Here is a 24,196-nt window from a genome sequence, read left to right as displayed (position 1 = left end):
CCTCCTTATTTCTTAAACACCATGTCGAGCAAGCGACCGAAGAACCCGCGCACGGCTTCCTCTTCGCCAACAGGGCGGTCGACATAGACTTCTTTTTCTACGATCTTTTCGACTTCTTTTACGACTTGCATCGGCGGTTTCGACTTCTCATTAGCGAGAGCCGCTTTCACGTCCGAGAGCTGCTTGCTGAGTGCGCCGATGTCCCTGTTCGCTTTTTGCATTGCGCTTCGATAATCGCGGTTGTTCTTCACCGCCCACGAGTAGCGCTCCCCGACTACCTGGTCGGCAGTCTTCTTGCCGACCCAACTTAGCTCGGTTTTTGTAGGCTCGCGGTTTAGTACGCCCCGAATAATTTTCGTGAGTGTTGTCTTGCCAATCATTCCACCTCCTTTATGGTTAATGTCCCATGCTTTGGCACTGTCGTAGTTGTAGGTGGTTTGCCCATCGCCTACGTCAGCATTGCCGACTGATATGTGAACGTGTTGTGTGTGCCCGACACTCGGTTGCCACTGCCAGCCTGTGTGCGCCCCAGCGATCCGAGCGTTGCTGATGATGTAGCGCAGGTTCGGGTGACGGTGAGTACGCAGATGCTCCGCGAACTTGTGTGCGTCAAGACCGTTCTTTGGATCGTGCGTTATGTCCAAGGCACACACCACGCCATCGGGGTTCGGGTTGTGGTCGCTGGCGGTTGCAGCATGAGCAGCGTCACCAATCGTGCCGTCGCTCACCTTGCTCCTGTTTGGATAGGCAGCGTTGACTTGGCTGCGTAGTGTTATCAAACTTTTTGCTAATCTCCAGTTCATAGTAACGACCTATGCATACGCTTCGTACGCAACGGACCATATGCCATTTGAGCTCGTTACATTTATCGTGAAACCGTCTGCGTCCATACTTACATAACTTGCTAAAATTCCCGGTACCGTTGATCCGCTAATCCAAGCGATACAATTGCTCATCGAGTGATAACGACCACCCGCAGTTGCCGTTGAGTACGAAGCGACGGCGTACTGATCAGTCGTCGTCATAACACCTGACCCCTCGTTGCCCGAGTCGCTATTGGTCGAAAAGAGAACCGTGAACTTCACCAACTTAGGCCTGAAACCCACTCCCGTGATGGACTTGTTTCCAGTGCTACTAAATGTGGAGCCAGGCATTACGCCCATCTTGAAACCACCGCTCCGCTTTTCCGGTGTCACCACGCCTCCAGCAAGAGAGCCACTTGCCATTTCTCGCATGTCTGTTAACACAGTCACGCCACTAGACTGCGTAGTGCTGTCGTGTGTCATTCGCCCCAGTCGAATGAAAGGCTTGTTGCTCACAGCCGTCTGTACCTGCCCGTCAGTTGGAGCCGACGGTGAAGCGTTTGGCGTACCCGCGACGGCGACAAGCTCCCACGTCCCTGGATTGTTCGTATCTGAAACCGCACCGATGGCGGGGATGTCGAGCGCTGCAACAATGTCCACGATCATTGGTAGGGACTGAGCTGGCGGCAGTGCCACCACCTCCCCCCCGGTCGTATTCAGGCAGATGGGGTACGCGTAATGACTCGGGGGTGCACCCGTGCGAATGAACGCGGACCCAGGCTGCACGACAACGCTCGTGCTTGTTGGCGTTGTAGGGACCACCTTCAGTCCCTCAATAACTTCTCCACTAAACAGTCGACTGAGCGGGATCATGAACCCCATCTCGTCGATGGTGTCACCCATTAGGGTTAATCTAGACATTCTATATCTCCTTCCTTAATAGAATTACAAGCACAAACGAAACAATTAGCAGCAGCTCGAGAATTACGATCGCGGCGGTTGCCACTTTTGGTGTAGCTATACGCATGCGGACCTCCCGCTGATCGTCAGTAGGTCAGTCCACTCCGTCTCGCTGGGTAGCTTGAACTGGATGGTCGACCCACGCAGGGTGCCGACGCAGCGCAGTTGAGGTGACTCGCCATCTGAACCAGGTGTGCCGTCACTGCCGGCTGGCCCTGTCGGCCCGCGTTCGCCTTCTGGCCCCTCGGGACCAGGTTCGCCATCTTCTCCACTTAGTCCTGGGACACCTTGCGGACCGGGTTCACCCTGAGGCCCCGGCTCACCACGATCCCCCTGCTCGCCTTGCTCACCCTCTGATCCACGCTCGCCATCACGCCCAGGAGCACCAGCTGCACCACGCAATCCGGCGTTGCCGATTACGCGACCGACGTTGGAGACATCGCCATCAGAGAAGGTGAGGACCAACTCGCCCTCAGCATTGATCTCGACGTTCTCTACTTCGCGGCCTGGGACTGGCTTAGGCAGGGCTGTCGTCGTCGCAACCCGCGGTTCACTTGGAGCGCGGTGCCAGTTAGTCCAGACGGCCACCGAGTACAGCACGACCATGAGAAGCAAGGTCAGTGCCATCGCCACATTGAACACTCGCTGTCGGCGCGTAACGCTCATCCTTGCGCCCCCACGAGGCCAACAAGCAGCTGGTAAATCGTTCCGACTAGAAGTGTTGCCACGGCAAGTGCCAACCACTTCACCATCGCCACTACCTGCTCCACCTTGTTAAGGCGATCAAGCAATGGTGCGAGCTTGGAATAAAACATGAGCTCAAGGAGCTTGTCTAGCTCCTTATCGGCAAAGCGTTCGATTCTACTGTCTACCATCTCCTGGATCTCTAGTTTTGTAAACTCTGACATTTAATATTCCTATTGGGTCTTTTTTCTTATCATAATGTAGTCCCGGTGAATGTTCCAGAGCCGATCGTTTCAAAGTAGAAGGTCAAACGTGCCCACTGGGGCGGGGAAGAATCATTGCCGATTAGATAGACCCTCCACTTTTGAACAGGAGACGGCCCCGGCGCCTCCCGCTCGATCATGACTTGTCCGGTGTTATAGAGGTCGTGCCACTCGGCGTATAGGTAGAAGTTCAACACGGTGCCTTGACCTTCAAACGTCGAATCGTTCGGGGTATAGGAAACCTCCACAACGCGGTTGTTGAACCCGACGTTGTTGACCTGAATGTCGTAGCTATTTCCGCTCGTGACGATGTTTGTTAGGACAGAATCGCTACCGAACGCTTGAATGCTGGTCTTCTGCTCAGAGCTAATACGAAGCAGCTCCTCCAGCGCACTACTGAAAGCGTTCTCTGGTAGATCACGTAGCTCCCTCATGCGACCACCTCCACCGTGTGACTAAAGGTGTCCGGTGCGTTGACGAAGAGCCGTAGCGAGCAGCTCCCTCCGCTGGGACCGCTGATATTGAACAGCCACACGCGCTTGTTGGGTGAATTGTCTGGCGGCATCTCGGCATACGTGCTGAGCGAGTACGGGTTGGTTTGCCCGGCTTTCATTGCCGCGAGGTAGTCAGATGGCCGGTACCTGCTTCCGCCTACGTACAAGTGACCGAAGGCGGTCGCATAGAAGACCTCCATGTTGTCAGCAATGGCCGTCACGCGCAGCACGCGCCCCGCAGAGCCCCCACCTTGACCACCTGACACAAGACTTCCGCTCCAGGCGGTCCCCAGATCGACAGAGCGAATGATCACCCCGGCATCACCGATGGGCTGCGGGTTCACTTTGCGTTGCTGCAATATCTCCTGGCGGCTTCGTATCCACCCGCTCAAGCTCTCATCCGGTGATCGTCGTAGTACGCGGGTCATATGAGCGTCACCTCGGTGGTGAGTGTTCCAGGGCTCGTGCCGAACACCCACGACTTAATGCCAATAGTCACAGAGCCAAACACCACCGCTTCCGATGTCCACCTTCGTGAGTACGAAGTGTTTAGGTTCATTCCGTCCATCACAAGGAGGGATTGCAGGCGAACTGATGAGCTGCCGTTAGTCCAGTACCAGGTGCGTGAGTCGATCTTCTCGCCATTGGCAAAGAAGTTGACGAACGGGCTTGTGAACGGAAACTCCTGCGACCCATCGGCCTGCCAATCCGTAGTGAGACGAACCGAGCGGCCGTAAGTAGAGCTTGGAGAGGTGACGACTTGCTCGTAGTCCGTACCGGGGTTCTCCGTGTTGTACGCCTTCATCCCCGACGCCCCTGAAAGCGCCTGCTTCGACTTGAACTCGTCGATATTCCTGTCGATCTGCTCCATGATCCACAGCAACCTGGCGTTCGGATCGTTCTTCGTCTCGATCTGTCGCAGGTAGCTGACCATGACTAGGCAGCCCCCAGATAGATGCTTATAGCCTCATGCGCGTTTTCATCCAGCCCAACGTCGAGCTTGATTACTCGATACATCCCCGAATACTCGGCAACGTAGGGAACGCCAGTCAGGTCAAGACCAACCGTGTCCCCTAAGTGAGGCATCACCCCGCCGAGTTTGGTGGTGTTCGTTTCGACAATAGGGATGGCGGGAGAGGTCGCAAGCAATAGTTCGGAGATGGTGTTCTGCAGGAGGGTGTTGGGGTTCGTGACACCGTTGAACTGCACCGACTTCTCGCGCAGGTAGTGCCGCTGTTGATCAACCGCGTCTTCAGCTACTTTCCGGAGCATGTCTGAGCCGAACCCACTACCGAGGCCGTGGATGAAGTTGTAGCGCCGTGAGCCGAGCCTGTCGAGCGTGACGCCCGTCAGATTGTCCCCGTGACGCAGGATCAGCCCGTCATCGCTGCCTAGCCGTTGGTACGTCTGGAACTTCTTGTCAGGTGAGAAGCGGAACTCGAACGGGCCATAGCCACTCTCGGCTAGGTCAATGATCTCGCGCTTGATCTCGGCGTCCTGGTAGTTCATGTCGCGCAGCACGCCGCTTGAGTAGCCGTTCGGCTGAAGTTGCACCCCAAAGCTCCCCCGCGGCCGGCTCTGGGTGTTCATGATCATGTCGCGGGCGATGGAGGTCGAGTCTAAGGTCAGCGGGTACTTCTTCGTGATAAGCCGCTTGTCAAAGAACTCCAGGTACCCAAACGCCGTCACGGATAGCGTGGCGCTATCTGGGCCAATATCTATGCCGATGGAATCAACGTGCGTTCCGAGTAGGTACTCGCCGTTGCGCTTGATCTTCACGTCGGTGGCGTACTCAGCGAGCAGCACTTCAGGGTCAGCGACACCGAGGCGTTCAGCGATGTCCTGGAACTTGAACAGGTCGAGCGAGAAGGTGAGCTCCTCGGACTCATTGAGCTCCATGGAGTAGTGCGGCTTCTCTACGTAGGGAGTGATGTCAGCCAGCGCAGTGCCCGTATTGTCGAATAGTTCGAACTGGTAGAACGGCGGTTTCGAGCCGATCATATGCTCTGGTACCCGCTTCTCCAGCTCACCTCCCCGACCACACTGTCGCTCGTTGAGCCAGTCAAGAGTTCAAGGTCGTTCGCTCCGCGTGTCAGGGTGATCCAGTCACCCGACTTGCTGCCGTAGATGCTGTACCCATTGAGCATCACGCTGTGCGGTGCCAGCTTGATCCCGTTGTCCATCACGATGTCGTGAGGCGCGTTGTTGATCAGAACTACGTCGCTCGGACCTGTGTTGAGCCCCAGGCTGATGACTTCGCTCGTGGTGTTGTTCCGGATGGTCGGTGACGTCATGCTGCCAGTGAGCTTGATGACCGGGTAGGCCTCGACGGTCCCGCTATTGACCACCACGGGAGTGGTGACCCCAGGCGAGAAGACGAGTGGGAACGTAGCGGGTGAGGTGTACGCGCCACCGCCCTTGCGCTTCACGAGTGCCGTGGTGAAGCTCGCCCCAGGCGTGTCGTCGTAGATGATTGGATTGTCTGCCACCAGCTCGAGACTGAACTGCGTGTAGACCGGATTAGGGCCGTATGGGATGTCAGGGTCGCGCACGTAGCAGTAGAGGATGCGGGCAGCACCGTCGTTGCGGATGAGGCGAAGCGTCACCTCGCCATCGCGTTCGAGCAGCGCCTCCAAGAGCCCATCACGAGCAGTCTCGAACTCTGGAATGCTGCGAGCCCCGATCGTCACTGGAATCCCGATGTTGCGCGAGTCAAACAGCGCCTTGCCGTGCCATGCGCCGTTCTGGCCCATGTTCTTGCCCGTCGGGCGACGGATGGCTGGGACCGACAGTCCTTCGATGCGGTCGTGAATAAACACCGCCGTATCGAGGTCGTTTAGAGGGAAGTCATTGATCCAAGCCCTCATATCTTGAGCCTCGCTCCCAGGCTGCGTGCCCAGTACTTCGCGTCGGCTTCGTTGTGGATGTGCTGCTCAGCAACGTTCACTACGACACCACTGCCACCACCGCTCTTGCTCATCTTGTGACGGCTCTGGCTGTTCGTTAGAACCTGTGATCCTCGCGGGAGGTTGACCAGCTCTGGACCGCGCTCACCAACCCATGTCATGCCACCAGCGGCGTAGTTGGTACCAGTAGCGAGTCCACCGCCACCACCGCTCTTGCGCTTCATCTCGCTGTACTTTCGGGCGGACTCGGAACCCGCAAGGCTGTCGAGCCAGTGACGGACGGTGCCAATAGCTCCTGAATATGTGTTCTCGATCTGCTGTGATTCGTGCTCAGCTACCCGAGTACTCGTGCGCATATACTCTTGGTACTGCTCCTGGGTGATCTTTCCATCCTTTAGCCGTTGTTTCATCGCCGCGTCGAGGTCAGCTCCGAGCCGGTCATTGCGCCGAATCGCGTCATTGGTTGTTTCAATCACCTGCTGCGTTTCCTGATGCTTCTTGATCACCGCAGCCAGTGCCGCAATGGCTGCACCAATAACGATTGCAGGCATCACAATCGGTGCCAGAATTGCCGCCTTCATAAGTCCGATAGAGGTCATCACGCTAGGAATCGTTACCAACCTCAGAGTTGCGAAGCCGAGAGTTAATGCGTTAAAGATCGCATTGAACGCCATCGCCACCTTCAATCCAGCAAAAGCGCCAATCAACGTCCACACGATCGGGTTACCCCGCTCTAATTCGTTGAACAGCCAAGTCAATACCCCCACCGCCCCGCTGACTATCCCCGTAATTATTCGCAAGACATCAATGGCCAGACCGACCGCGCCAACGAAAGCGACACCGAGCACCGGCAGCAGCGGTTCAATCACTTCGCGCCAGAGACGGCCGAGCGCTGGCATAAGGTCATCGCGGACCACTCGCACTAGCTCAGCGAATTTCGGCCCGAGGTATTCTCCGACCTGAGTAGCCATCTCTTGGATGTGGGGAAGCATGCCCATAAAGCCCTCAGCTACCCGAGTGCCCATATCAATGACCGAGGCAGAGATAACCTTCCCGTTGTTGTCTATCCACTGTGTCGCGCCACCCATGGCATCGCGGAGCTTCGGAAGTACCGAACCAGCTATGTCAGCACCTACGCGCGACATGGCGGCTTTCATGTTTTCCCAGGCGCCGCGAGTAGTCTTGCCGGATTCAAGCGCTGCGCCGCCGATGTTTTTCTCGATGGCTTTGAAGTAAGTCTCGGCGTCCACTTCGCCGGCCGCGACCATCTCGCGCAGCGTCTCTTGAGTGACGCCCAGTTCTTCCTGGAGCCACTGGTAGATAGGGATGCCCCGGTCGGCCAGCTGGTTGAGCTCTTGGGTGTAGGCCTTCTGTTGTGTCTGGACCTTGCCGAACACCGAGCCCATCTCCCCGAAACCAACGCCCGCGATCGTGGCGGCGTCACCAACCAGACTTAGGTAGCGGGCTAGGTCCTTGCCCGGCTTCACTCCAGCGGCTACTGCACCGGCTGCGGCGGTGGCTGCGGCGTCTAGCCCGAAGGCTGTTCCCTTCACCGAGGTCAGCGCATCGCCCATGATGGCTTCGACGGACTTGGCGTCGTGTCCAAGCCCTTTGAGCTTCGCCTGGGCGTCCTCGATATTGAGGGCGCGCATTGCGCCGTTCCAGAGCACGAACTTGGATGCAGCAGCTCCTGCGGCTGCGCCAGCCGCTATTGCTGCGGTCCCTACGACTTTGCCGACCGCCGCGAATGCCGTAGCGAGCTTCGCGCCCTTACTAGCGGTCTGAGTGGTCTCGTTCCCTGTTGCTGCAATCATTTTACGTACTGCGTCTAGCGTCGCGGACGCTTGATCAATTGCTTTAATTTTTAGGGTGAGATCATTTGCCACTAGATTCGTTTTTTGCCCGTTCTATGGACCTTTCTAACCCAATATATTCTAGGTCTCTAAATATAATGTCAAGCGGGGTCTGCATCGCTTCGAGATACCCGACACCCATTTCCTTGCGCCAGCGATATACAGCGTAATCAAGCGACGGCGCTTGACTGACTTTCCGCCCGTCATACGCCGCCGTGAGAGTCAGGGTTAGCCTTTTACCTCTTCAGCAGGAAGCTTTGCATCCTTCGAGTCAGTCGCTAGCTCTGTTACGTACTGGGCAAGCTGAGTGAAGTCTTCAAGCGACAATTGCTTGAGTACGTCCACTTCGATAGTCAGCTTCTTTTGATCTTCGTCAGTGAAGTCCCAGTCGATGATGAGGTCTTCTAGCATCTCCAGGACGCCTGCGACATCATCCTCGGCTTTGGCAGCTGCCAGAGCGGTCCCGGCCGCAAGTCGCTTTGAGATCGTCACCCTAGCGCCAGAGTCTTTCAGTGTTAGTATTTCGTATTCAGTTTTTAGTACCGGCATAGACCCCCTTACGCTTCAGGAAGCTTGCAGATTACTTTGACATCGAAGGTCTGGCCGTCGGTGCGGTCGTAGTTCGGCACGTACTCTCGCTCGTAGTAGAGCGCCTCATCGGCCTTTACTAGTGGCTTGTCGCCACCCTTTGTGCATGCCAGGTTGTTGAAGGTCAAGCGAACCTCTGTGCCGTCCACGCTGAACGAACGAACAACAAGTGCCTTCTTCGGAATCGCGTTGTACTCCGCAGCCTCTTTGTCGTTGTCGTAGTAGTTGTTGACCTTGATTGTGGCGTCGATGCTCTGAGAGCGAACGAGCATGTGACGGTCGAACGAACCGCTGGCGCTGTCGCCTTTCTCGTCCTCGAACTCGTGCATGATCGCGTACTCGCTGCCCTCTTCGGACGGCACGTGATCGGCTGCAAGCGCAGCAGTTGCCGTCTCTCCCCAGCGGAACTCTGTACGGCTCCATAGGAACGGGAACAAGTCGTCGAGGGTCGGCGTGGTTGGTCGTAGGTACACGACGTCGCCGGCCGCTACCGTTGAAGGCGCGACATCTAGCGTCACGGTCGTGTCAGTGACATCCGTGATGGTGTGCGAGCTGTGAGTGCCGTTTGCGCGGCGGATGCCAACGCTGTCCCCAACGAGCAGCAACTCAGCAGGTTTATCGGTGTAGCCCTCTGTCGAGAGCGTCACGACTGCGCCGTCCACGCTGGCTACCGCCACGGAGTGGAACGCTCGCAGAGCAGTAGCTTTGACCTTCCACTGCTGACGATTCTCGGACCAGGCAGGGCTGACCTCGCTGAACTGCACGCCAGCGAAGCGGCTCACGCTCACGCCCTTCGAGACGTCGATTGTGTAGCTGCTGGTGGCGTTGAATGATGTCGAGTTGAACGCCCACTCGTACGTGCCGTCCTGGTTGTCGGTGACGCCTGTACGCGGGAGCAGTCCATCGAAGAACATCGCCGTGCTGTTTGGCTCAGCCATGACGGTGATGTCGCCGTTGTGCGAGCGCTTGCCTGGGGTAGTCAGGAGTCGAGCCCCCTTAGAGCCGAAGACCATATTGTCGGTGTTCGGGTTGAGCTCGGTGGTGAGTGTCTCTTCGTACATAGGGATGACGTTGACCGGGCGTACCGCTACGCCAGGCGTCGTCTCGCGGACCATGCTGAGATAGCCGCTGTTACCGCTGATGCCGTTCTTATTGTCCATCTTTCTTCTTCTCCTTTACTGACTTCACCTCCTTGAAGGCTGGGTGGTTGATTTCTCCCGTAGTTTCAATCGTGACGCCTGCAGCGACAATGCCGAAGCCAACAAGCGCTTGATCTATCTCGGATACGTTCTTGTACTTGCGTTTAATCATATTGGTTCCTCTCTTTTAATTCTTATGCAACTTAGCTACTTTGTAAAGAATCACGGGGGTTCTGCATTAGGTAGGTGTACGTCAGCGTCAAGTGGCCTTCTGTCGTCAGTTGGTAGTCAGGCCGCTCGGCCACGCCGTACTGGACCCTCATAGTGCTGTTCGTGGCGATCCCTTCAGCCTCGAACCTGTTGAGGACCACTCTTCGCAGTGAGCCCTTGGCGTACCGCTGCCGGGACTCAGGGTCGCGTCCCTCGATGAACTTGCGCAGGCGTCGTCCGGTGAGGTTGGCGGTGTCCGCCTGGGTCGCCTGGGGGTCGGGGAAGTCCTCCCGCTTATCCATCACGACCTTGATCACCAGGCTGTCTCTGACTTCCTGCAGGCCAGTGGCTCCGTTAGAGCTCTCATCTTCGAGCTTCTCCACGATTAGGCACGGCATGTCGAACTGGGGAAGGGCGCCAGGATCGCCGTCCATGACGGTCTTGATGAAGCCCTTGCCGACGTACTCGTCCTTGAGGAACTTGATCACGAGGTCTACTGGGTCGTTCATCGCTGAGCCTCCCGCACCTTCTTAGCCAGCGTGCCGGCGAGGGTGTTGGTCACCCGCTTCTGCAAGCTCGGGCTCATGCCGAGCATCTGACGGCGAGGGATGCGCTTACGAGCGCGACTGGACTGGTGGTACTTGAACTTCGGGTCGGTGTTGCTGATCGTGACGCTCATTGAGTCCGCTTCGGAGTCGAAGCTCTTACGCATAGTTCCGCTGGCGACCAGCACGCCTCGTCCGGGGAAGCGCTTCGCTTTGGTGGCGGCGTATGACGTCGAGAGACGCGGCCACGTGGCGTCGATTGCTTGGCCTCGGCTGGCAAAGACTGGACCGCTGAAGAACTTGACGGCATCTGAGCCGACATCCTCCATGCCGCTCTTGAGGTCGGACATAGCCAGACCAAGTGCGCCGAGCATTCGTCGAACAAGCACCTCGTTCTCTAGCTCCATCGTGATCGACAAGCTGCCGTCTGCCATAGCTAGAACCTCTGGTCCATGCGGAACGCCCGCGGTGCGGTTTCATCAGGCCAGAAGCCAATGGTGGTCGTGCCACCTGGCGTCGCTCCAGGAATGTCGATCGTCTCTTCGCGTGACGCAATCGCTTTGAGGCGAGTGCGTACGGAGCTGGTCAGATCGTTGCCTCGGGTGCTGTCTTCACCGAACGTGACGAGCAGCAGTAGTCCTGCCGCAAGCTGGATGGTCAGGGACCGAACTATCTCGGGTACCGGGCTGAACGGTAGGTGCGCACCGTAGATGCCTGAGACAACCGCGTTGATCTCCGCCTCAGCAGCACGACGCTGTTGTTCCACGAGTGTGTCCTTGAGGTTCACCGCGTTGAGGAACCCGGCCTCTTCGCGTATCTCCCGCAGTGAGCAGTAGCGCTTGTAGTTAGTGCCACGGATAGGGGTTGATGGAGCGGTCTCTACTGAGTCGGACGCGTCCACGTAGGTGTAGCGGTACCAAAAGTCGGCACCACCGTCGCTGTCTGTGTAATAAGTGCTGTGCTGGTCGAAGTCGATCTCTCGATCGCCCAGGACGGTCCAAGCCTCGTCTGATTCGGGCGGCTGGTTCAGCAGGTCGCTGGCGCGGTAGGTGCGAACACGGTCCGCCTTGAGGGCTGTGAGCGCTTCATAGGCCGCGTGTGGCAGTTTCAGCGGCTCAGCCAGTGCCAGTTGCGTCTCGGACGTAACGGTCTCCACAACGGCTCTCTCGCAGCCGTCCAGGCCTGGTGTGCCCACCAACACCACGTCGCCGTTGGCGATTCCCTGCGCACTCACGACTGTGAGGGACGCACCTCCTACCAGAACACCCTCCCGAAGTTGGGTGCGCTCCTTTACGATTACTTCTTGGAACGATTCGCATTGAACATTATATGCCATATGTCTCTAATATGGCGGAAGTCGAAGGAATAGTAAAGTGGAAGACTTCGTGTGGGTACTGCCATTGATCGGCACCCTTGTTGGCGCGCTGATAACTGGAACAGTTACGTGGATAATCGCCGCTAGGGCCCACAAGGCCGAGGACCGAAAGCAGTTACGAGAGTGGGCCACGGAAGTCCTCATAGTCTGCGAAGAAGTAATTTCGGGCGCGCTACACCGTCGTGGACACGATAGCGACGCAGGAGACGACCTACCGATGAGGCCAGAAACTCTATGGTATCCCGTAAGGCGCGTGGTACGCCAAGGAGACCTCTTTGCACCGCCGGACATCCTAGAGAACGCATCGAATTTATCCAATGCGCTGTTTGAACTTATCATGGCTGCCGAAAAGAAAAAGAACGTCGGGAAGCACCTTAAGGATGTCTTCAAGCGCCGAAACGACTTCGTTAACTCGATTCGCAAACTACACCACCTCAAATCAAGAAATAGGGTTCGCCCGGAGTTTAGAAGTAAGTCGGGCCTCGCAGGCACGCTGGCCGAAAATCAATCCAAAGAGATAGAGTGGAACGAGAAGAGCGCCCCCTCACAGGAGCGCCCTTCTTCCGAAAAGCCGGTTGACTAGTCTTTCTTAGCCTTCGCTTTACTCGGTGCTGATTTTGGTTGTTCATCAGATGTTTGTTTTTCAATCACGCCAAGGCGTTTGAGTTCTTTGGCACGCTCTTGGCTCACCTCGATCTCTTCGCCCCGGACAAGCACCTTGCCCTCAAGCATGATGTCGCGCTGTAGAACTACCTTCATAGCCCTACCTACGCCGCGACAGCGTTCTTGATTAGGTAGTACACGTCAGTTGAGAACAGCACCTGGTCGTAGTAGTCGCGTTGGCGGATGTACTCACCGATTGGGTCTTTAACGTCCCAGCGATCGACGAACTTCTCACCTTCGAGGTAGAGAGTGTAACCACCATTGATGGTGTTCAGAGCAGGTCGTGGTGTCACGTGAGTGATCAGTACGTCCCGGCCCCATAGGTCGATCAGAGAGCCGCCCTCGTTTGGATTCTCTGTGTCTACCAGAGTTCCGCGAGCCTTAGCGATCTCGATGTTCTCTATACCGTGAGGTGCGAGGATAGCCAAGATTTCAGCTTTACCGATGATGCTGGCCTGTACGTACTTGAAACGATCAGTGATTGATGGGTGCTCAAGTAGTGCGTTCCATGCCTTGCGTGAGAAGACAACAGTGTTCGGAGAGACGAATGATGCGTCTTCTACCGCACGGATACCAGTCACGATGGTCTTGATTGGATCAGCAGCTTCGTCGTTGAACTGTGAACCGCTAGTCAAAGTCACGTTGTTAGTGATGAGGCTCGTGCTTGTGAGTGTCTGCGCAGCCTGGTACTCCTCGGCTAGCAACATCTGTTGGTTGAGCACGTTGAGCGCCTGTGTCTGGCTTTCAAGCGGTGTGCTGTACATGCGGGCTTCGTCGCGTGAGAGGAAGTACTTGAGAGCCTTCTCTGTTAGCGGTCCCCATGTGCCAGTGCTTCGAGTGATGCCGATTTCACGAGTGAGTGATCGCCCTGTACGACGTAGGTCGCTCTGGATGACCAGTGCTTCTTTGCCCCACTTCGGGAAGACACCACTGTTTTTCGCGACTGCGACGCGAGGCAGAAGCTTTGACGCCAGGAAGGAGTCATCGCTGTTCTGCATGGATTGGCTCATGTTAGTGAGCACTTGATCTGTATAGTTTTCCATATTCAGTTTTCCTATTAAGTTGTTTTAGTTGTTAAGCTGTTGTGTCGAGCTTGTCGTACTCAACAACGCTGTCAGCTTCACCAGCCACGTTTGCTCGACCAAACACCGTGTCGCCAGTAGTCGCAGTAACTGCGAGTCCGCTGGCATTGCTAGTTAATAGTGCATCCTTGGCTACCGCTGTACCGCCGACGCGGACCTTGAATGTCCCGCTGCCGTTGACGCGAGCGTATGAGACTGAGTCTCCCGCTTTGCCGCCTTTTTCTACCACGCCCCGGATAAGGTCAGTGCCGGCTGCTGCCTTGACTGCTTTTCCATCGGCGTTGTGTTTCACGATTGTGTATGGCGCTAGCTCGACTGCCGCTTCGACAGTGTTGTAGTCACCTTCTCGGAATGTTGCCATTACTGGTTCCTTTCTGCTTCAAATTTAGTTGCTAGATCTTTGTCCTCTTTGAGCACTTTCATAATCGCATCGGTGCGCCTGAGGCCTGCATCAGCTTTGACCATCTCGTCTGCTTTCGCGTAGACCATGTTGATCGCTGACGGTGCACCTGCTTGGCTGTCTGTGCCAGCGGCTGATGCGTTGAGGCTCTCGTTCTTCGGGAGGCCCTCGATGAACTTCTTGACGGCCGCTGCTTGGCTCTTGCTTGATGCAGTGATCAGGCGGACCGCTGCGTCCTCTTGGTCGCTTTTGATCTGTCCTGCCTTCACGCTCGCCTGGACGAACTCACGTGCGTCACGGTCTGCAAGTGCTGCGGTTGCTGCGGTTGCGCTGGCGCGTACGGCTGCGAGCTCTTTCTCAAGTGCTGCGATGCGGCCAGTGGCGCTTGCTTCGACGTTCTTACCTTCATCACCAGTGCCTTCGCCCTGGTCTCCGCCTTGGTCTTGGCTTTCGCCTTCACCAGCACCTTCACTCAGTTCGAACTTCGTCAGCTCTTCCTCGGTGAGGTCGGCTTTGTGTTCCGCTAGGAACGTCTTCTCTTCTGCGGTGAGGTCTGAAACCTGCTTCGCTCGGATTGCTTCTAAATCCATACCTTTCCTTTCATTATGGTTATCGCTTTCTCCGGCCCTGGCGCTTGCCATGACGGGTTTCAGCTTCTTGAACAACGGATCATTGGTCAGTGTCCCGCCAGTGATCACGTTCGCTAATACTTGCCCGGCATCTTCCGGATTCGTCCACGGCATTGAGCGTGGGAAGTACTCGATAGAGAAGTACCGGTACTCGTCACGGTCAAGCTTCTCTTTGCCGAGTTCAGTCCACTCGACTGATGCATAGAGTGAATCGCCCTCTACCTCGAAGGCGGTCATGCGGAACGCTGCAGGCGTGCCACCGCCCAGGTGGTCGAGCGTTCCCGCGATTGGCTCTGTGCCGTTCACGCGATAGATACCAGCATCGAAGTTGGCTTTCGCTTCGAGCAGATCGCCACGAGTTACTTCAAAGTCGCCGTGATACGGAGCGCACCACTCACCAACTTGAATTGCCTCGATACGGCTTGGATACTTACCTCCATCGGTGGAGGCATTGAGTTTTACTTGAAAAAGTGTTGGCTTGGTTTTCATCTAACTTGTAATATGCTGAAGTGCATTTTGTTTGTCAACAGGGTTAATACTCCACGTAGACACCGCATCGGCAGCGCACGTGCGAAGTAGGACCGTCTACCTCAGTGCCATCGTTCAGCTTGAACTTCTCGCTCAGTTTTATCGTCTTGCCGTCGAGGGGCGCACAGACATCACAGGCATCCACGAGCGCTTCCCAAGTCTTTTTCTTCGCGCCAGTCTCTTCGGCATATGCGAGCGTGCCCATCGTGTAGGCGTTGACGCTCTCGGTCTGGGCGATCATCTCGGCGCGGACCGGGTTGTTGATCGTCTTCATGATGCGTTCCATGGCGAGGTCCGAGGACTCCCCACGCGCCAGGCTGTCCCGCAGCGCACGGCGTATCTGGTCACGTGACGTCTCAGTCACGCCGGACACGAGAGTCGCTACGTGATTGCGAGCTGCGTCGGATACCAGGTCGCCGTAGTCGGAGACAGTGAGCGGGAGACCATAGCGCTCATACGCTGCTTCTGCGCCGATGGTTGCCACGATCGTGATGGCGTCGATGACGGCTCGCTGGAATTCGAACGCTTCCGCTTCCCACGGTTCGCTACTGACCGGATCGGCTGCGGCCTTGATGCCCGCCTGGAGCTTGGGCTGCTTGGCTAGCTCCCCGGCATACACGGACCAATCGACGTAGGCCGGCGCTCGCCTTGAGAGGTTGTAGAGGTACTCGGCAGCAGACGTTTCAAGCGCGGCCTCCGCTTCCGTGAGACGACGAAACAGCGCCTTGTTGCGCTTATAGCTCGAGTGCCACGGCTCCCCCGCCTTCGCAGCCGCTAGGACTAAGCGACGGGACTCAAGCAGCGCGGCGCGATCCATAGAGCTCCTCTGCCAGCTGATCACTGAGGCGCTTGGCTTGGGCGTGGAGTGCTGAAGCTTTTGTTCCGCCCTCGTCAGGAAGATCGCCGTAGTTGATCCCCGTGGCCTTGATCTTCTTACCGTTGTAGACCTTGCCGAGTTGCGATACCCATCGGTCCACGTCCGCAGACTTCTCCAGGTATGCGAGCGTCAGGTGAGGCTTGTACTCGCTGAACGTAGCCACATGCGGCAGGAGAGTCAGACGTTCGTGCCCATCAATGAGCTCAGGCGTCTTCTTGACGTGCGCTACTACGGCGTACGAGTCAGGGGTATCAAAGTAGTCAACTTCCTCGATCTCGATGTTGTCCATCTTCCAGCCCTTCAGGACCGTATCCACCTCCTTCTTCCAGAGGTTTCCGTTCTCCAGCAGCCCGAACAGTAGCGTTACGTGGGGCTCTTCCTCTGCGACCGCACCCATTTTGTGATCATGCCTATCGGTGGAATGGACAAGGTCGTCCTCAGCACCCTCGATGTGCTTCGTGATTTCAAGCTTCTCTGTGTCGAGCATGATGCATCCGAGCTTCTTCGTATCTATGCCTAGCCCCTCGTGAAGACCGGGGAACTCGCGCGCACTTACAGACGCTTCTACTTTTCCACCGCCGTCGACCGAGTCGTCCACATCCTCTTCCTCTGATGCAGTCGGCTTCTTCTTTCCTGTGGATAAGTTCGTTGTGGAATCGTCACCATCTATGTCTTGAGGGAGTGGAAGGTGCAGTAGCTTTCGCAGGTGCTCTTCGTCTTGCTCGTACGGGTTGATACCGCCAGCGTCCACGAGTGTCTTAAAAGTCTCGGCTAGTTCCTTGGTGTTCTCACGGCCAACGCGGGAGACGACGACCTGCGGGTACGAGGTGACGTTGAAGTTGTGGTCGACAATCTCCTTGACGACCTGGGCATTGAAGTCTGCGGCGATATTGTCGGCGATCGCCTGGTTAGCGAGCTCGAACATGCTCGACTGGTCCTCGCCCGCTGAGCGGGTGCCACTGCCGTTCTCTGCGCCGATCATGAGCCACTGGGCCATCGCTGAGAGCGTGATCTGGCGGTTGTGGTGCGAGACGGACGGTCCGATGTCCTTGAGCGTGTGTGCCTTCATGTCCATGAAGCCAACGCTCCAACCCTCAGGGTGAGAGATGTACGCCTCTTCGTTGGCGCGGACGTTGCGAGCTAGGCGCTCAACCTTCTGGATGTCCTTCTCGCTCGCACCCTTGGGGTACTGCACATCCACCACACCGAGCGCCTGGCGTTCATGGCCGATGGCGTCGATCTTGTAGAGCTGGTTGATGATGTACCAGCTCTGGTAGGCGGGACGCAGGATGCTGACGCCCTCGTAGTTCTCGCCCTCCTGGGCGTTGGTAGTCACGAGCAGCTTCGATGCAGGGATGCTGTAGGTCTTGCCATCGGCACTCATCTGAGTGATGCCAGGCTTGCCGTCCTCGGTCTCCCACTTGTAGACGGTGGTCTGCTTGCGGAACGCGAGCTTGTTGAGCACGACGCGCCACTTGCCGTCGATCTCTTGGACTCCCCAGCACTTCTCGAACACGGCGAAGCCGAAGTCCAGGTGTGTCAGAGCCTCGTTCAGGATGGACTGGAAGTTGAGCACCTCCATGAGGTTGGCCTCCACCAGGTCCGCGGCCTCAATGTCGGTCTGGTCATCGCTAGCTGGCTTGACTCCCCAGGTCGCGGAGAGGATCGGCAGCTTCATTGCGGAGAGCGTGGCCTTGACGGTGGCATTGCCACGTCGCATCTCTTCGTAGATTTCGTACATCCGACGACCGCGTAGGTCGGCGTTGTACTCCTCACCAGTAATAAACCCATTGATGATGCGAGTACCGCTCTCGCCTATTTCTTTAGAACCTTTCGGTAGATTCGTTTTGCTTGCATCTGCCATATGAGTTTAATGTAAAACAATTAGAATCTTTTGTCGAGAAGTCCAGATGTGTAGATGGTGTCAATGTCGTTTTCTTCGCTCGGACGCTCGTAGCGCAAAGGACCCGCATCATTGCCCACTAAGTCGGTGATGGCATACCGCGCAGCGTCCATACCGTGATTCCAGTTGTCTATTGGCTCATTCAACGCCTCACCATGGCGGTTCTTCTTCCAGGTGTAGTTGCGGCGCTCTTTGATCAGGTTGAGGCTGCGCTTCGTCACGTAGATCTTCAGGCCGAGCATGGTGTCGATGCCGTTGCGGACTGAGTCGGCGCCCTTCTCCGCGCCAATGATCGGCACGCCCTCGTCTTCGATGTCGTCGATGCTCTTTGGCTCGGAACTGTCCCCTACGACCAGAGTGTCGGGGTCGGGCAGTCCCTTGATGTGCCCAGCGATGTGACGGTTGCGCATCCCGGTCTGGTAGCACTCCTCGTCGAGGATGTAGCCGCCGTTCCACTCGTAGACCGCCACGATGGCCGTGGGGTCGTTGGTGTAGCCGAAGTCCAAGCCCCGCCGGCGAAGACGTGCCTCGTCCGGAATCTGGTCGATCTCCTGCCAGTCGCCGAAGATGACGCCCTCCAAGACGCCCACTTCACCCAGGCCGTAGACCTTCCAGTAGTTCGGGTCGTTCTTGCGCGACTCGATGGACCGCACGATGGCGGGCTCCAGTGCTTCGTTGTCCTTGTACGTGAGCTTGAGGAAGTCATGGGGCATGTGCGGGATGACCCGCTCGTGAATCCAGAAGCTCGCTACCGGGTTGAAGTCGACGATCACCAGCTTGCGAGTACGCGTCTCTAGCTGCGTGAACACCTCGTAGCTGACGTTGTTGCACTCGTTGAGGAAGAGGATGTCACGGCGGGGTCCGTGCGCCTTTGAGCTGTCCACACTGAAGAACTCGATGATCGAGCCGTTCGGGAACGTGTAGATGAAGTCACCCTTGCTCCACGCTTCCTCGTCCCAGTAACGCTGGGCTTTCATGATCAGCTTGAAGTCGCGGATGGCACCGAGCTTGAGGTGCGGCAGAGACTCCGAGACAACTGACGTGAGCAGGTCGGGGTTGGCCTGCGAGACGTGAATCAGGTAGGCGAGGATCGAGAACGTCTTCGACGCGCTAGTTCCTCCCTGGATAATACGAAGTCGCCGCTTGAGGCTACTGATCTTCGTGAGAGCTGTCGTCTGCTTGAGCAGTGCCGCCATCGTCGTCTACCTCTAGCTTTGCTGGAGCGAGGCCTGCGAGTAGGGGCATGGGCTGGTCTTTGGTCGTGTGGTCAACCTCCTGGCGGTCGCGCCATCCAGCGTTGTTCTTGAGCCAGAAGATGAAGCCTGTCGCAGGCATACCAGACATCAAGCGAGACTCGGCATCCTCCTGCACACGAGACTTGGCTTCTTTTACTGCGTCAGAAAACCGCTGGTCTGCACCGTCGAAATCTCCCGCCTTTTCGTCATGCTTTCCAGACTCGTAATCGAGGAGAGTTTCTCGGCTGGTCCCAAGCGCACGAGCGAGCCCAGTGATGGTGTAGGGCTTCTGATCGGTCATCACTTCGCGGTCGCCGAAGATCGCTTTTCCCTCTTTGTCGTTACCTACAGGGACGCGGCGCATCTCCGTGTGGGGATCGCAAGCGTTGAAGTAGTCGCTAATTCTGCGCTGCAACTCCTCCACTGTTTGAAACTTTAGTGGTCGGCCGCCCTTGTTCTTTTGTTCGACTTCTTGCATATACCACCATTTATGCATAAACGGCGCGTTTAGTCCAGAGTCTTTACGAAGCGCACCGCTCGAGCTTGACTGTCGGACCTACGATGTACGCTGGCGCCAACTTGAACGACCGACCTAGGAGCGCCGCCGTGGGACTGTTGGATGACTGGGACCTGAGCTACAACGACATCAACGAGTTGCTCACAAACAACCCCAGCCTCGTGTCCTTCGTGAAGGGCTACGCCGCGGAGCTCAAGTTCCGGAACTTGTACCTGCAGAACTACCCGGAGATCAGCGACTTCTATAAGCCCGACGACCATGACCGCGTAGAGAAGGGCGATTGGATCGTCTCCTACAAGGGTGAGCGCATCGGCATCGAGGTAAAAAGCCTCCAGAAGAACCTCGTACGGAAGAAGGCCGACGGCACGTGGAAGCTGCCGTACCAGTGCGATGCGTCCGACGCTCGCCCCGTCCAATTCGACGACGGCTCTTCAGTCCACACAACGTCACTTGCGGTCGGCGAGTTCGACATTGTTGCGGTGAATCTGTTTGACCGATACCAGAGCTGGCGTTTCGCCTTCTGCAAGAACGAGGATCTTACGACGCTCGAAGGCAACAACCGCGGCAAGGCGATTGACTACACCGATTACCAGAAGGAGAACCTGCTCCGCACCGGCCAGGTCGTACCTGACCCGCTCGCCCCTCCCTACACCGAAAATCTCTACGCCCTCATGGACGAGGTTGTCGAACAGCGCAGGAAGGGCATCCAGATAAGCCACGTCGACAAGGTGGCTGGCGAGGAAGTCGAGGAGCGCTAGGGTTATAGCGTCGTGCTGCCCATCCGAGTAGGAGGATGATGAGCGAGTACCTAGCCCGCGTGAAAGACCTGGACCTTGCGGTGATCAAGACCGCCGAGGGCTACGACCTGGTCGAAGGCGGGACCGTCGTCCGCAGCTGCAAGTCAGACACCCTCGCTATCGCTCTCATGGAAGCGCTTGAGGATGAACGTCTGGAGCAGCGTCCCGAAGTCAAACAGGCAAGGGAGAAGCGGAAGGCCGATCGCGCCGACTTCGACTACTACGCCATGCGACGAGAGAGCAGCGGTCGCGCCCAGTCCAAGGCCAGGGGCACTGGAGGCAAAGGCGGGCGCGGCGGACTCTAGGTCAGAACAGCCCGTTGTTCTCCTGCTCTAGAGCTGGCATTGTCTCGGGCCACTCGGGAGCATCAGCGATCCCTAGCGCTTCAGCCTCACGCTTCGTCGGACGTATGCGCTTCGGGTACTCAGGGTTCCGCTTCACGAAGACCAGGAAGTAGGAGTGGTTCTTGCGTGCGTGCTCCTGCTTCTTGACCCGCACGATCCCCGGGCGGTTGCCTCGGGTGACGACGTAGAGGTCCTTGCAGTAGAAGTCTTCCGCCCATTCGTTGATCAGCTCGACGTGCGTGAGCCGCTGCCGGTTGGCTGACACTTCGTCCTGGCACTTAACGATGAACACACCGTAGTTGCGCAGCACCCGCTTCGCCTCTTGCGCTGCCTTGAAGTACAGATCAAGCACCGCATCGTGGTACTTCGGAGCTCCCTCGACGTGTTCCGTAGCTTGGCTGTCGCTATAGCGCTCCCGGAAGGCGGAGTGACTACCGCCGCCGGCCATGTGCCCAGTGGACTTGCGGAACAAACCCTCCATGTAAGGAGGGTCAAGAACCAAGGCGTCAATCGAGCCGTCTTCGTACGGAAGGTCCCTGCAGTCCACGCCCATCTGGATGTCGGTGGCGCGCACGTCATAAAGACCGTCTGGAACCAACGACCAGAAAGCACCCTTGCCCCAAGTCACGTCAGCGACGGTTGAACCTACGGGGACAAAGAGTCTAAGAATGTCCCGAAAGACCGGCGCGTTATTGCCCAGCGAGGACGAGAGCACTACGGAGTTCGTAGACTTTCCCTCAGGTCGTTTGCGCTTCTTTGGCAGTGCCTCTGTCATTACCAATCTTTCGCCAGCCGAATATGCATCGAGTACCCGCGACATACTACCATAAGTGAGCCGAGAAAGGCCTATTGCTATTGACTAAACTCGCGGTTTATGCTTAAATAGTTATGTAATGACGATAAAGATAAACAACAAACCAGCATACAAACTTACGACGTACTACATTGCGCGTGACTACTACCGCACGATTCGCACGTGGGTTGATTACCAGTTCACTCGCCCGCTATAGCATGCTCACTACATAGTCCACGCGACGCTTCGCATGGCACTTCACGCAGCCACGTACGACGAAGTGGGCAGAAGAGCCCTTAAAGCTCGTCGTATGGCCGTCTAGCGTCCTTAGCTGGTGTCGTAGGCGTTCAGGCACGATCGTCTCGCGGAACGTCTGCCAGTCATGCTCACAGGGCTTGGCCTTGTCCTGGTTGGCTATTGCTGCGGCACGTTTGGCCCGGTTGCGCTCTAGACGCTCAGTTAGTTGGTCACGATAGCTACTTACTGTACTCATATTGCTTCATTTTCTCCTTAACCCAATATCAAGCTTTATCCCTCCCTGATTATTAAATCTTACGAGGAACCCTCTCTAACGCAGTCTTGTACAGTGCTTTCAATATCAGGGCGCGGACTACTGTGTTACCGCCTTTAGCTCTAAGCCCTCCGCTTTCGCGTCCTCTTCCCACATCTTTATTCGCACCTATTGGGATCAAGTGCAGAGGGAGGACCAGGTTGTCAGCTTCCGACAGCGCCTGGTATTGGCTCCACACTCGATCTACGTCTTTGTTGGTATGAGATCGTATAACTCATTTGTACAAAAAAGGTCTTTGCAAACAAGTCAAAACGAGATATAATAGTATCAGGTTTATTTAGTGAAACACTTAGCAGTAGCGCCCTTTACCCGGGCGCTTTTGCATTTCTTGCTTACCCCTCACCCCCTAGGTTTATTTAGTGAATGAGTTGCCACCATTTAAGCATTTCGCTTACAGCTTTACAATACCCAAAACAAAAAGCCCCACGTTAAACAAAAAGCCCCACGTTACTTGTTCGGTCGTGGGGCTTCTGAATTGGGGGTAAAACGCACCGTGGAGGTGCGAAAAAGTGCGGAAAGTACTACCTACCGGAATGAGTACTCCGACTAGGCCACCTACATAATACAACAATCTTCTATTGTTGGAAATAGTTTCTTGTGCGATACTGGTGCCATATATGGGCATCAACAACAATAGCGGTAGGACATTGGACCCCTCCGAACTAATCGGCAGAGTCTACGCCGCCCCCACCTATGTTGTGCCCCGCATTCCCGGTGAACTCCATCACGAGCGCCAGCAGTCCAAGAACCGCGTCATGTATATAGCCCGCTACGTGATCGGCGCAGAGGACAAGCGTTGGCGCTACGACGCTAAACGGCAGCGGATGGTTCCGAAGTACCCAAAAACGCCCCGCGACTAGACGAGGCGTTTGGACTTAGGTCCGGACTTGGACCCCAGCGCTATCGGCGGTAATCCTCCAGGAAATGAAAGGCCCCCTTCATTACTCCCCCGGCGCACTCACGCTCTGCCGGGCTTGTAGAGTTCCAAATGTTCTCGATCTCTTCGGTCTGATATTTTCCCGCGTTCGCTACGTTGTAGATCACGCCGCCGAATGAGTCGCGCATGATCTCCTGATAGACAGGTGACTTTTCTATAGCTTCCAAAGTGGACACGTTATTCATGTTGATGCTCCTATTTAGTTGTTATTCCACTTACTATTATGAAGCCCCACCTCTTTATTTGCAATAGTAAAACGCTAGATTGCGACAGTTTTCCACAGGTTCTCGAACTCCTCCGGTAATAGAACCCGGAACAGCTTCGAAGCATTCGCATTCTGAGCCGTGATCTTTACCAGTTCCCGCTTGCGCTCTTCATCCACGGCGACAAACACGACCAGTGGGAACGGTTGGCCGGCGTGCTCCGTGTTCCAGTGTTTATACGCGTGCCAGTAGCGCGTGAGCTTCTCCGTGACTTGCTTCGGGCGCTCCGTGCCCATATCCACCTCAAGCCACAGGTAAAGCCGCGCCTGCTCTAGCTTCAGCTCTAGCGCGAGGTCTGGGCGTACCTCAGCGCCGCCGACGGTCTGCCATGTATCCGGCTCGCAGGTGTAGCCGTCTATCTCTAGCAATCCGTCATGTGACGCTTCTACTGCCTGGACATACACCCCAGCAGTCGCCAGGCGGTGAAGGTCCACTGCTCTATACGGCCAGTACTTCCCGTCGCGCCGCAGCGCAGTCCAGCCCTTGCTCCCGAGCTGATAGACGTACTGCCCACTCCCGCCCTTCCAGCCGCCCACGGTGCGCGTTTCAAAGCGTCGGAGGCACTTGGTATCGACTAGACGCTTTAAGACGCGCTCAGAGGCTGTGGGTGACTTATTCGCAGCGAAGCAGCAAGTGCGGAGTTGGCTCGTGGTCATCTGCCCGAACCTCCCCACGAGCCTCAAAATCTGCATGTCGCGCGGCGAGAGAATCATGAACCACACTATGAAGCGAGCAGTCCGCGGCGTCAAGCGCTTAAACACCCAGGTAAACGGCGGTATGGGCGTGGGTCGAGTCCCAGTGTTTCCCGCGAGCGATCCGCACGTCAGATTGTACTGT

The 24,196-nt window shown here is 56.6% G+C and carries 30 protein-coding genes; 4 read left to right on the top strand and 26 right to left on the bottom strand.

The features are described 5' to 3' along the window. Positions 1-5: 5 nt before the first annotated feature. The 15 genes from AB5G72_RS02830 to AB5G72_RS02760 all read right to left on the bottom strand — a co-directional run bounded on the left by AB5G72_RS02830 (position 6) and on the right by AB5G72_RS02760 (position 11,679). Complete coding sequence (locus AB5G72_RS02830; RefSeq protein ID WP_440220938.1) at positions 6-728, bottom strand: hypothetical protein; 723 nt, start codon at positions 726-728, stop codon at positions 6-8. Between the two features lie 84 nt (positions 729-812). Continuing rightward, positions 813-1,706 (bottom strand): hypothetical protein, encoded by an 894-nt coding sequence (locus tag AB5G72_RS02825; protein WP_440220937.1) that lies wholly within the window; start codon positions 1,704-1,706, stop codon positions 813-815. A gap of 719 nt (positions 1,707-2,425) precedes the next feature. After that, entirely contained in the window at positions 2,426-2,671 is a 246-nt protein-coding gene (locus AB5G72_RS02820) for a hypothetical protein (protein WP_440220936.1), read from the bottom strand. Between the two features lie 29 nt (positions 2,672-2,700). Continuing rightward, positions 2,701-3,144 (bottom strand): hypothetical protein, encoded by a 444-nt coding sequence (locus AB5G72_RS02815; protein ID WP_440220935.1) that lies wholly within the window; start codon positions 3,142-3,144, stop codon positions 2,701-2,703. Continuing rightward, the gene (locus AB5G72_RS02810) at positions 3,141-3,632 is read right to left on the bottom strand and encodes a hypothetical protein (protein WP_440220934.1); all 492 of its coding nucleotides are present in this window, start codon (positions 3,630-3,632) and stop codon (positions 3,141-3,143) included. The genes AB5G72_RS02815 and AB5G72_RS02810 overlap by 4 nt, the downstream gene beginning before the upstream one ends. Beyond that, positions 3,629-4,138, bottom strand: coding sequence for a hypothetical protein (locus AB5G72_RS02805; protein ID WP_440220933.1), 510 nt, complete (start codon positions 4,136-4,138; stop codon positions 3,629-3,631). The genes AB5G72_RS02810 and AB5G72_RS02805 overlap by 4 nt, the downstream gene beginning before the upstream one ends. A 2-nt stretch (positions 4,139-4,140) precedes the next feature. Next, on the bottom strand, positions 4,141-5,205 hold the full coding sequence (locus AB5G72_RS02800) for a hypothetical protein (RefSeq protein WP_440220932.1): 1,065 nt from the start codon (positions 5,203-5,205) through the stop codon (positions 4,141-4,143). Beyond that, complete coding sequence (locus tag AB5G72_RS02795; RefSeq protein ID WP_440220931.1) at positions 5,202-6,071, bottom strand: phage distal tail protein; 870 nt, start codon at positions 6,069-6,071, stop codon at positions 5,202-5,204. Before AB5G72_RS02795 ends, AB5G72_RS02800 begins: the two co-directional genes overlap by 4 nt. Continuing rightward, positions 6,068-7,996 (bottom strand): tape measure protein, encoded by a 1,929-nt coding sequence (locus AB5G72_RS02790; RefSeq protein WP_440220930.1) that lies wholly within the window; start codon positions 7,994-7,996, stop codon positions 6,068-6,070. Before AB5G72_RS02790 ends, AB5G72_RS02795 begins: the two co-directional genes overlap by 4 nt. A gap of 195 nt (positions 7,997-8,191) precedes the next feature. After that, a complete protein-coding gene (locus AB5G72_RS02785; RefSeq protein WP_440220929.1) occupies positions 8,192-8,455 on the bottom strand; it encodes a hypothetical protein in 264 nt (87 codons plus the stop codon). Between the two features lie 65 nt (positions 8,456-8,520). Continuing rightward, positions 8,521-9,711, bottom strand: a complete 1,191-nt coding sequence (locus AB5G72_RS02780; RefSeq protein ID WP_440220928.1) for a hypothetical protein — start codon at positions 9,709-9,711, stop codon at positions 8,521-8,523. Next, positions 9,701-9,862, bottom strand: a complete 162-nt coding sequence (locus AB5G72_RS02775; RefSeq protein WP_440220927.1) for a hypothetical protein — start codon at positions 9,860-9,862, stop codon at positions 9,701-9,703. Before AB5G72_RS02775 ends, AB5G72_RS02780 begins: the two co-directional genes overlap by 11 nt. 31 nt (positions 9,863-9,893) lie before the next feature. Continuing rightward, complete coding sequence (locus tag AB5G72_RS02770) at positions 9,894-10,409, bottom strand: hypothetical protein (RefSeq protein ID WP_440220926.1); 516 nt, start codon at positions 10,407-10,409, stop codon at positions 9,894-9,896. After that, on the bottom strand, positions 10,406-10,879 hold the full coding sequence (locus AB5G72_RS02765; protein WP_440220925.1) for a phage virion morphogenesis protein: 474 nt from the start codon (positions 10,877-10,879) through the stop codon (positions 10,406-10,408). The genes AB5G72_RS02770 and AB5G72_RS02765 overlap by 4 nt, the downstream gene beginning before the upstream one ends. Positions 10,880-10,881: 2 nt before the next feature. Continuing rightward, positions 10,882-11,679 carry a hypothetical protein gene (locus AB5G72_RS02760; RefSeq protein ID WP_440220924.1) on the bottom strand — a complete coding sequence of 266 codons (798 nt, stop codon included), beginning with the start codon at positions 11,677-11,679 and terminating at the stop codon, positions 10,882-10,884. A gap of 139 nt (positions 11,680-11,818) precedes the next feature. On the opposite strand from AB5G72_RS02760, the gene AB5G72_RS02755 reads away from it, so the two are divergent. Then, positions 11,819-12,403: a hypothetical protein gene (locus AB5G72_RS02755; RefSeq protein ID WP_440220923.1), complete on the top strand. Its 585-nt coding sequence runs from the start codon at positions 11,819-11,821 to the stop codon at positions 12,401-12,403. Here the strand turns inward: AB5G72_RS02755 and AB5G72_RS02750 are convergent. Genes AB5G72_RS02750 through AB5G72_RS02715 form a run of 8 tightly spaced genes read right to left on the bottom strand, consistent with a single transcriptional unit; the run spans position 12,400 to position 19,615 of the window. Next, on the bottom strand, positions 12,400-12,579 hold the full coding sequence (locus tag AB5G72_RS02750; RefSeq protein ID WP_440220922.1) for a DUF7210 family protein: 180 nt from the start codon (positions 12,577-12,579) through the stop codon (positions 12,400-12,402). The two genes, AB5G72_RS02755 and AB5G72_RS02750, sit on opposite strands and share 4 nt — an antisense overlap. Before the next feature lie 8 nt (positions 12,580-12,587). Next, entirely contained in the window at positions 12,588-13,526 is a 939-nt protein-coding gene (locus tag AB5G72_RS02745; protein ID WP_440220921.1) for a major capsid protein, read from the bottom strand. A 31-nt stretch (positions 13,527-13,557) separates the two neighbouring features. Beyond that, entirely contained in the window at positions 13,558-13,926 is a 369-nt protein-coding gene (locus tag AB5G72_RS02740) for a hypothetical protein (RefSeq protein WP_440220920.1), read from the bottom strand. After that, a complete protein-coding gene (locus AB5G72_RS02735) occupies positions 13,926-15,083 on the bottom strand; it encodes a phage protease (protein WP_440220919.1) in 1,158 nt (385 codons plus the stop codon). Before AB5G72_RS02735 ends, AB5G72_RS02740 begins: the two co-directional genes overlap by 1 nt. Before the next feature lie 43 nt (positions 15,084-15,126). Continuing rightward, a complete protein-coding gene (locus tag AB5G72_RS02730; RefSeq protein WP_440220918.1) occupies positions 15,127-15,939 on the bottom strand; it encodes a phage minor head protein in 813 nt (270 codons plus the stop codon). Continuing rightward, positions 15,917-17,863 carry a phage portal protein family protein gene (locus tag AB5G72_RS02725; RefSeq protein WP_440220917.1) on the bottom strand — a complete coding sequence of 649 codons (1,947 nt, stop codon included), beginning with the start codon at positions 17,861-17,863 and terminating at the stop codon, positions 15,917-15,919. Before AB5G72_RS02725 ends, AB5G72_RS02730 begins: the two co-directional genes overlap by 23 nt. A gap of 20 nt (positions 17,864-17,883) precedes the next feature. Further along, a complete protein-coding gene (locus tag AB5G72_RS02720) occupies positions 17,884-19,098 on the bottom strand; it encodes a PBSX family phage terminase large subunit (RefSeq protein ID WP_440220916.1) in 1,215 nt (404 codons plus the stop codon). After that, positions 19,052-19,615, bottom strand: coding sequence for a terminase small subunit (locus tag AB5G72_RS02715; RefSeq protein ID WP_440220915.1), 564 nt, complete (start codon positions 19,613-19,615; stop codon positions 19,052-19,054). Before AB5G72_RS02715 ends, AB5G72_RS02720 begins: the two co-directional genes overlap by 47 nt. Before the next feature lie 128 nt (positions 19,616-19,743). Between AB5G72_RS02715 and AB5G72_RS02710 the strand changes: the two genes are divergently transcribed. Both AB5G72_RS02710 and AB5G72_RS02705 read left to right on the top strand, forming a co-directional pair. Then, positions 19,744-20,412 (top strand): restriction endonuclease, encoded by a 669-nt coding sequence (locus AB5G72_RS02710; RefSeq protein ID WP_440220914.1) that lies wholly within the window; start codon positions 19,744-19,746, stop codon positions 20,410-20,412. A gap of 38 nt (positions 20,413-20,450) precedes the next feature. Beyond that, positions 20,451-20,756 (top strand): hypothetical protein, encoded by a 306-nt coding sequence (locus AB5G72_RS02705; protein ID WP_440220913.1) that lies wholly within the window; start codon positions 20,451-20,453, stop codon positions 20,754-20,756. Position 20,757: 1 nt separating this feature from the next. Here the strand turns inward: AB5G72_RS02705 and AB5G72_RS02700 are convergent, their stop codons facing one another. Then, entirely contained in the window at positions 20,758-21,423 is a 666-nt protein-coding gene (locus tag AB5G72_RS02700) for a DNA methyltransferase (protein ID WP_440220912.1), read from the bottom strand. 1,353 nt (positions 21,424-22,776) lie between these two features. Between AB5G72_RS02700 and AB5G72_RS02695 the strand changes: the two genes are divergently transcribed. Next, the gene (locus AB5G72_RS02695) at positions 22,777-23,019 is read left to right on the top strand and encodes a hypothetical protein (RefSeq protein WP_440220911.1); all 243 of its coding nucleotides are present in this window, start codon (positions 22,777-22,779) and stop codon (positions 23,017-23,019) included. Between the two features lie 40 nt (positions 23,020-23,059). Here AB5G72_RS02695 and AB5G72_RS02690 read toward each other — a convergent pair whose 3' ends face one another. Both AB5G72_RS02690 and AB5G72_RS02685 read right to left on the bottom strand, forming a co-directional pair. Then, a complete protein-coding gene (locus tag AB5G72_RS02690) occupies positions 23,060-23,281 on the bottom strand; it encodes a hypothetical protein (protein WP_440220910.1) in 222 nt (73 codons plus the stop codon). Positions 23,282-23,355: 74 nt separating this feature from the next. Beyond that, the gene (locus AB5G72_RS02685) at positions 23,356-24,072 is read right to left on the bottom strand and encodes a replication-relaxation family protein (protein WP_440220909.1); all 717 of its coding nucleotides are present in this window, start codon (positions 24,070-24,072) and stop codon (positions 23,356-23,358) included. Positions 24,073-24,196 lie beyond the last annotated feature (124 nt).

This window comes from Dietzia sp. MNB45, from assembly GCF_051994785.1.
Taxonomy (GTDB): Bacteria; Actinomycetota; Actinomycetes; order Mycobacteriales; family Mycobacteriaceae; genus Dietzia; species Dietzia kunjamensis.
Note: the sequence above shows the minus strand (reverse complement) of the source record. Positions and strands in the feature narration are given on the sequence as shown.